Here is a 7,648-nt window from a genome sequence, read left to right as displayed (position 1 = left end):
ACAGGTTGGAGGAACCCAGAAATGACAACGGCAAAGGTTGCATTGGTCACCGGCGCGGGCACCGGCATCGGCAAGGCTTCGGCCATTGCGCTGGCAAAAGCCGGCTACAGCGTGGTGCTGGCCGGCCGGCGGCTGGAGCCGCTGCAGCAGGCTGCCCGCGAGGCCGAAGCCCAGGGGGCGCGCGCCGTGGCGGTGGCCACCGATGTGGGCGACCATGCCCAGGTGAAGGCCCTGTTCGCCAAGACCAAGCAGGCCTTCGGCCGCCTGGATGTGCTGTTCAACAATGCCGGCATGGGCACGCCGGCCATGCCGCTGGAAGACCTGTCCTATGAGCAGTGGAAGGCGGTGGTCGACGTCAACCTCACCGGGCCGTTCCTGTGCACGCAGGAAGCCTTCCGCATCATGAAGGACCAGACCCCGCGCGGCGGCCGCATCATCAACAACGGCTCGATCTCGGCCTATGCGCCGCGCCCGTTCTCGGCGCCCTATACCGCCACCAAACACGCCATCTCCGGCCTCACCCGGGCCAGCTCGCTGGATGGCCGCGCCTACGATATCGCCGTGGGCCAGATCGACATTGGCAACGCGGCCACCGAGATGACCGAGCGCATGAAGGCCGGCGTGCTGCAGCCCGACGGCACCACGCGGGCCGAGCCGCGCATGGATGTCGAGCATGTGGCGAATGCCGTGGTGCACATGGCCAGCCTGCCGCTGGACGCCAATGTGCTGTTCATGACCGTGATGGCCACCAAAATGCCCTTCGTCGGGCGCGGCTGATTTCTATTTCTTTTTCCGCTTTTCCCACGCTGCGCGGGCGAGGCAGAAGATCGTGAACAGCATCTGCGCGCCGGCCTGCGCCGTGTTGGTGGTGCCGTCATATTGCGGCGCCACCTCCACCACGTCGCCGCCGATCACGTCCAGCCCGATCAGGCCGCGCAGGATCGCCAGCGCCTCGGCCGTGCTCAGGCCCCCGATCTCGGGCGTGCCGGTGCCGGGCGCGAAGGCCGGGTCCAGGCCGTCCACGTCGAACGACACGTAAACCGGCCCGTCGCCCACCACCTGGCGGGCCTTGGCGATCACCGCCGGGATGCCCATCGCGGCGACCTCCTCGGCATGGATCACCGTCATCCCGGACTCGTAGGAGAATTCCCACAGGTATTCCGCCCCGCCGCGGATGCCGATTTGGATGGTGCGCTCGGGGTCCAGCACGCCGTCCAGCACCGCCATGCGGAACGGCCCGCCATGGTGGAATTTCGAGCCCTCGTAAGGCCCGGACGTGTCGCAATGGGCGTCGATATGCACCAGGCCCACCGGCCGCTCGGCGCCCAGGGCCTTGAGGATCGGCCAGGTGACCGAATGGTCGCCACCCACCGACAGCGGGATCACCCCGGCGGTCGCCACGCGGCGGTAGAAGGCTTCGATATCCTCGTGGCAGCTTTCCAGGCTGAAGCGGCTGCGCAGCGGCACGTCGCCGATATCCGCCACCTTGCAGCCGGCCTGCGGTGCCATCCTGAGGACATGCTCCCACGGCCCGATGCGTTCGACTGCACGCACAGCGCGCGGTCCCAGCCGGGCGCCGGCGCGGTTGGTCACCCCCAGGTCCATCGGCACGCCGATCAGGGCGAAATCCAGGCCGGCGAAATCCTCCGGCCGGTAGGGCGCGTCCAGGAAGGTGGCGACATCCGAGAAGGGCCATTTCCGCCGGTCGCCGGCGCTGAACTGCTGCTCGGCCACGGCGCGGAAGGCGGGATCGAAGATATCCCCACCTTTTGCGGCGGCGAATCTCTCGCGCAGGGCCTTCAGTTTCGCTGGATCGGTCATGGCTGGGTTATACCAATGGAGGAGAGGCGCCGGCTAAGTCTATGAAGTTTGGATGGGTGTCTCAAACATTTGTCGCTCCTGCCTCGCCGGACGGTCATTGCGCGGCCGGGTGGCCGGAAAGATTGCGGAGCCTGAGAAAAACACTAAAATTGACGAAATATTTATATCGCAAAGACATAAGTCGAAGTATCAGGTACGCCGACAGTTAGGCTAGAGGGGGCAAAGGGTCAGAATGAACCCGATGGAAGTAGAACGGATGCTCGGCCGCCACAGGGAGTGGTTGCTCAAGCGTCCTCGTGGAGCCCGTTTGAATCTCTCTCTGGCCGATCTCCAGGGCTATGATTTCAGCGGGGCGGACCTGCGGGCCGCCAAGTTGTCCGGCGCGAACCTGTCCCGCGCGGTGCTGGTTGAAACCAATCTTTCCGAGGCCGATCTGTTCGCCGCCAATCTCGAGCGGGCTGATCTGTCGCGCTCGGACCTCTCGAAGGCCGATCTGCGTGGTGCCTCGATGCGTGGGGCGACGCTGGCCGGCGCCCGCCTGATGGGCGTTGATTTCCGCGGCGGCGCGCTGATGCAGGCATCCGATGACGGGGTCGGCTTTGGCGCGGCGGATTCCAGCGGCAAGAAGCCGAAGGCGAATACCTCCGGTGCCGACCTGACGGAAGCCAACCTGCGCGGCTCGAACCTGACCGGTTCAAACATGAACGGCGTCAACCTGGCCGGCGCCAACCTGTCGCGCGCCAATCTGACCAAGGTTTCGCTGCGCAAGGCCAACCTGGCCGGTGCGGATTTCAAGGGCGCCTGCCTACGCGGCGTCGACATGTCGCTGGCGCTGATCGACGGCGCCGATTTCCAGGGCGCCGACCTGAAGGGCGCCATCCTCGAAGACGTCGACATGGATTCCGCCAACTTCGCCGGCGCGGAGCTGTTTGTCGATGTCTCCAGCTTCGGCGATACGGTGGCGAATATCCTTCAGGAACACGAGAAGTGGATCAAGACCGACGGCAAGGAGGGTTCGCGCGCCGATCTTGCCGGTCTGAGCATGGAACGCATCGACCTGTCGGGCAAAGACCTCAGCGGCGCCAACCTGAAAGGCGCCAAGCTGGCAGGCGCGAAGCTGCAGAATGCCAATCTGGTGATGACCGATCTGTCCGAGGCGGATCTGACCGGCGCGAACCTGATTGGCGCGCTGGCCAATGGCGTCAACCTGGCGCGGGCTATCCTGCACAAGGCCATTCTGCAACGGGCGCAGCTTGGCCAGGTGCCGCTGCGTGGTCCCGATGGCAAGCCGATCGGCCGTTTCTGGTCGGCCAGCCTCGCGGCGGCCGACGCCACCGAGGCGGATTTTTCGGATGCCCTGATGAAAGGCGCCAACCTGATCGATGCCAAGCTGACCAGGGCGCGGCTGATCAACACCAATATGACCGATGCCAAGATGGTCAATACCGACCTGAACGGCGCCGATACGACCGGAGCGCAAATGCCGCCGCAGGGCTAACCGCGGCGGTAGACTGGGCGGCGGCAGACTGGCTCAGTTTTCCATGTTGCGTGCGCGTTCGATGCGCATGCGGCCGGCGTGCTCGATGGATTCCTTGTAGCTTTCCGGCACAACAGCCATCAGTTTCTGGTTGAGGGCGCGCGACATCTGCCATTCCTTCCGCGGCTCGTTCTTGCTGAGCAGGGCCTTGGAATTCAGGTTGGACAGGATGCGCTCCCACAGCGTGTCGACGCAGCAGGGCAGGCGGCCTTCGCCAAGCACGCGATTGAGCTTTTCCAGCACGATATCGGGCTTCGCCGGCATCTGCAGCTTGCCGGCTGAAAGATCAGCCAGCGCGATCAGGGCTTCGGACAGGCCCGGGCGGGAGCCGAGCAGATCCTGGATCAGGGACGTTGAATCCAGGCAGGACGCAGCCAGCTCATCGAGCAGCGCGCCATTGCCGTTCATCGGCCGGTCGATCATGTCGGCCAGCACGATATCGAGCCGCGCGGCATAGCTCGACATGCTCTGGGTCACCTTGGTGACCTGGAAGAAATAGGTGAAACGCAGCTCGTCATCTTTCATGCGCGCGGCAAGCCGCTCGTAGAGCCTGGCGAAATCGTTGTTCTCGAATGCCGGCAGGTTCTTTTCCGCCATCGCATCGCGGGTGCGCTGGATCAGCTTGTCGAACAGGGCTTCCAGTTTCTTGCTGCGTTCGCCCTGGCTCGGCAGGTTCGGCTGGGTCTGCGCGCCGGCCAGGGCATAGAGGCCCGCCCGCATGAAATTGCTCATGTCGTTCAGTTTGCGCTGATGCTGTGGCGAATGCAGCATTTCGATCGAAGTCGCATTCTGCTTGTCGAGGAATTCGCGAAAGACGGCGCTGAACCCCTTCGCCGCCGGCCGCCGGGCGAAGTCGTAGAGCGTTTCGCAGACCGGGAAAACGCCCTTGAACGGCCGCGTTGTCATGGCCTTGGGTTTGGCCGACGCGGTTTTGTTGAAGATTTCAGACTGGGTGCCGAAACCGTCAGAACGTTCGCGCGAACGCATAACCTTCACGGCGGCAAAATCGCCCATGTTGAGCAGGGCATTGGCCTGGGCAATGGCGGATTTTTCCATCTGCTCGTTGGCGTGCTGGGTCATCTTGGCGTCGCCTTCAAGGCGCTTGTCCAGCCGCCAGCGGCCATCCACCAGAACATAAATTTCGTAAGCATAGGCCCGCGAACCGAACATCGACCCAAATGCCATACAATCCCCCGCCAGTTCGGTTGGTAATTTCAAGTTTTAAGAGTGGTGAATCTTTGCGCGACGGGCCGGATTTGGCAAGGCTGTCATCGCAGTCAATCCTGTTTTTCCCGGCGTTGTTTGTCAGCCAGTGCTTTCTGTTCAACGGTTTGCAATTGTTTGGCAAAACGTTCGAAAGCCTGGGATACAGACAGCACGAACTGCCTCTGCTGCGGCTCGGGCATTTCGAGCGCGGCTTCGGCAAACCGTTTTGCCTGATGTCGCGCCAGGCCTGCTGCATCGCGGAAAGCGTCGGCCCGGACCTGTTCGAACGTGGAGAGGATGCAATGCCGCGTTATGCTTTCCTCGACCGTCTTGAACGAGGCTTCCTTGACCATGCCGTCTTTCAGCAGGTCGAAGACCAGCAGGGTCTCCTCGGAGATCTTGTTGATGATGCCATCGACCCGCTCGCGGTCACGCGGGGTCGGCGCCAGGTCAGGCTCGGCCGGCCGTTTGGAGGCTCGTTTCACGACGCTGCGCCACATAGTAAAAGACGGTCCTTTCTGGCGTCCGATGATGGCGTCTTTGTATAATGCGACACAACCCCGGGGTGCGCCAGTAGTTTCCCGGGTTATTGGTTTACAAGCCTTAAATTTGCACAGCCGAACTGCGAAATTTTCTGACAAGGATGCGGCCCAGTCTCATAATTTTCTGATAACCTGTTTCACGGCCAACAAATATTTCGCTTCCCGGAGCCGATCTGCTATAACCGGCCCGCCTTAACAGGGGGCATAAAAAACAGGGTCGTTCCACAGCCGTGGGGTTGACCAGCCGGTGCAGTGGGGGTAACCGCTGCGGCCAAGGTGCTTTTTACCATCCATGCGGCCCTGCGCCGGGGATGTCGGGGTAGGGAGGTCATGTGAATATCCTGCTGACACTCAGCCGTCTGATCGACGGCCTGAACGGAGCCGTTGGCCGCATCGTCTACTGGGCGATTCTGGTGGCCGTCATCATCAGTTCGGGCAATGCCGTTGTCCGCTACGGGTTCAACACCAGCTCAAACGCCTGGCTCGAGGTGCAGTGGTATCTGTTCTCGGCCGTATTCATGCTCTGCGCCGGATACACCCTGCTGCGCAACGAGCATATCCGGATTGACGTGATCGTCAGCCGCTTCTCCGAACGGACGCTCATCTGGATCGATATCATCGGCACCGTGCTGTTCCTGCTGCCGATCTCGATCATCATCATGTATCTGTCCTGGCCCGTGCTGGTCGACTCGTTCGTCCGCCACGAATTGTCGAGCGATGCCGGCGGCCTGATCCGCTGGCCGGTGAAGGCGCTCATCCCGCTCGGTTTCCTGCTGCTGGTGCTGCAGGGCATTTCTGAACTGATCAAACGCATCGCCTTTCTGCAGGGCCTGATCCCGAATCCGGCGCCGAAGAAACAGGATGCCCATAGTCCGGTTGAAGGCGCGGCGGAGTAATCACACATGATTCAGTTCCTGATCGACAACCTGGCACCGCTGATGTTTGTGGTGCTGGTCTTCTTCCTTCTCTTCGGCTACCCGGTGGCCTTCGCCCTGGCGGCCAACGGCCTGATCTTCGCCTTTATCGGTATCGAATTTGGCCTGCTGACGCCGGCCCTGCTGCAGGCATTGCCCGAACGCGTGTTCGGCATCATGCGCAACGATACGCTGCTGGCGATTCCCTTCTTCACCTTCATGGGCCTGATCCTCGAACGGTCCGGCATGGCGGAAGACCTGCTCGATACGATCGGGCAGCTATTCGGGCCGATGCGCGGCGGCCTGGCTTATGCGGTGATCTTCGTTGGCGCGCTGCTGGCCGCGACCACCGGCGTGGTGGCAGCTTCCGTTATCTCGATGGGCCTGATCTCCTTGCCCATCATGCTGCGCTATGGCTATGACCGGCGGCTGGCGACCGGCGTGATCGCCGCATCCGGTACGCTGGCGCAGATCATTCCGCCCAGCCTGGTGCTGATCGTGATGGCCGACCAGCTTGGCCGTTCGGTCGGCGACATGTATGCTGGCGCGCTGATCCCGGGCCTGATCCTGTCGGCCCTGTATGCCGGCTATGTTTTTCTGATCACGATGATCAGAAAGGATGCCGCTCCGGCGCTGCCGCTGGAAGCGCGATCGCTGCGCGGCATGCAGCTGTTCATCCGCGTGATCGTGTCGCTGGTGCCGCCGCTGGTGCTGATTTTCCTGGTGCTGGGCACGATCTTCATGGGTATTGCCACGCCAACCGAAGGTGGCGCCATGGGTGCCGCGGGCGCCCTGATCCTGGCGCTGATCAAGCGCAAGCTGGATTGGTCGCTGCTGCGTCAGGCGATGGATACCACGGCCAAACTGTCGGCTTTCGTGATTTTCATCCTGATCGGCTCCACCGTGTTCGGCCTGACCTTCCGGGCCGTGAACGGCGACCTCTGGGTCGAGCATCTTCTGACCAGCCTGCCCGGCGGCCAGCTGGGCTTCCTGATCGTCGTCAACATCATGGTGTTCCTGCTGGCCTTCTTCCTCGATTTCTTCGAGCTGGCCTTCATCGTGGTACCGCTGCTTGGCCCGGCTGCCGAGAAGCTCGGGATCGACCTGATCTGGTTCGGCGTATTGCTGGGCGTGAACATGCAGACCTCGTTCATGCATCCGCCCTTTGGGTTCGCGCTGTTTTATCTGCGCAGCGTGGCGCCGGTGGCCGATTACATCGACAAGGTGACCGGCAAGCTGATCCCCAAGATCACGACCGGGCAAATATACTGGGGCGCGGTGCCCTTCGTTTGCATCCAGATCATCATGGTCGCGTTGGTGATTACTTTCCCCGAAATGGTCACCTCGATGCTGGACCGCGGGCCGAAACTGAACGAGGCGGAAATCGAGATGCAAATGCAGCTTGAAATTCCGGATTACGGAAGCGATGAGGCTGCCCCGGGTGCCGCGCCCGCGCAGGACAGCGATGGTTCGCCCAGTGATGCCGAAGAGGAAGAAGAAGACCCGGATATGGGCTTCGGCGAGCAGGAAGAGGAAACCACCGAACCGAAGTAATAAGGGTTTCCGTCGCGGGATACGCCCTGAAATGGAATGGCCGGCCCCACCAAAGGGGCCGGCCATTTTTTTAC

The 7,648-nt window shown here is 62.3% G+C and carries 7 protein-coding genes; 4 read left to right on the top strand and 3 right to left on the bottom strand.

Features of this window, described 5'->3' with window-relative positions; translation table 11 throughout:
- The first annotated feature begins 21 nt into the window (after positions 1-21).
- The gene (locus Q1J79_RS00345; protein WP_300295152.1) at positions 22-777 is read left to right on the top strand and encodes an SDR family oxidoreductase; all 756 of its coding nucleotides are present in this window, start codon (positions 22-24) and stop codon (positions 775-777) included.
- Positions 778-780: 3 nt separating this feature from the next.
- Here the strand turns inward: Q1J79_RS00345 and speB are convergent, their stop codons facing one another.
- Positions 781-1,821: an agmatinase gene (gene speB / locus Q1J79_RS00340; RefSeq protein ID WP_300295150.1), complete on the bottom strand. Its 1,041-nt coding sequence runs from the start codon at positions 1,819-1,821 to the stop codon at positions 781-783.
- A 307-nt stretch (positions 1,822-2,128) separates the two neighbouring features.
- Between speB and Q1J79_RS00335 the strand changes: the two genes are divergently transcribed.
- Entirely contained in the window at positions 2,129-3,319 is a 1,191-nt protein-coding gene (locus tag Q1J79_RS00335; protein WP_300295148.1) for a pentapeptide repeat-containing protein, read from the top strand.
- A 33-nt stretch (positions 3,320-3,352) separates the two neighbouring features.
- Here the strand turns inward: Q1J79_RS00335 and Q1J79_RS00330 are convergent, their stop codons facing one another.
- Positions 3,353-4,528 carry a hypothetical protein gene (locus Q1J79_RS00330; protein ID WP_300295146.1) on the bottom strand — a complete coding sequence of 392 codons (1,176 nt, stop codon included), beginning with the start codon at positions 4,526-4,528 and terminating at the stop codon, positions 3,353-3,355.
- Positions 4,529-4,635: 107 nt separating this feature from the next.
- The gene (locus tag Q1J79_RS00325) at positions 4,636-5,205 is read right to left on the bottom strand and encodes a hypothetical protein (RefSeq protein ID WP_300295145.1); all 570 of its coding nucleotides are present in this window, start codon (positions 5,203-5,205) and stop codon (positions 4,636-4,638) included.
- A 233-nt stretch (positions 5,206-5,438) separates the two neighbouring features.
- Between Q1J79_RS00325 and Q1J79_RS00320 the strand changes: the two genes are divergently transcribed.
- Both Q1J79_RS00320 and Q1J79_RS00315 read left to right on the top strand, forming a co-directional pair.
- A complete protein-coding gene (locus Q1J79_RS00320) occupies positions 5,439-6,002 on the top strand; it encodes a TRAP transporter small permease subunit (RefSeq protein WP_300295143.1) in 564 nt (187 codons plus the stop codon).
- A gap of 6 nt (positions 6,003-6,008) precedes the next feature.
- Positions 6,009-7,574 (top strand): TRAP transporter large permease subunit, encoded by a 1,566-nt coding sequence (locus Q1J79_RS00315; RefSeq protein ID WP_300295142.1) that lies wholly within the window; start codon positions 6,009-6,011, stop codon positions 7,572-7,574.
- The last annotated feature ends 74 nt before the right edge of the window (positions 7,575-7,648 follow it).

The sequence above is a fragment of the Ferrovibrio sp. genome, from assembly GCF_029255545.1.
Lineage (GTDB): Bacteria > Pseudomonadota > Alphaproteobacteria > Ferrovibrionales > Ferrovibrionaceae > Ferrovibrio.
The sequence above is the reverse complement of the archived record's forward strand: the minus strand, read 5'-3'. Positions and strand labels throughout refer to the sequence as shown.

Excerpts from the sequence above, each read along its gene's own strand:
- Q1J79_RS00345 (WP_300295152.1), top strand. The coding sequence starts at position 22 with ATGACAACGGCAAAGGTTGCATTGGTCACCGGCGCGGGCACCGGCATC.
- Q1J79_RS00315 (WP_300295142.1), top strand. The coding sequence starts at position 6,009 with ATGATTCAGTTCCTGATCGACAACCTGGCACCGCTGATGTTTGTGGTG.
- Q1J79_RS00330 (WP_300295146.1), bottom strand. The coding sequence starts at position 4,528 with ATGTTCGGTTCGCGGGCCTATGCTTACGAAATTTATGTTCTGGTGGAT.
- speB (WP_300295150.1), bottom strand. The coding sequence starts at position 1,821 with ATGACCGATCCAGCGAAACTGAAGGCCCTGCGCGAGAGATTCGCCGCC.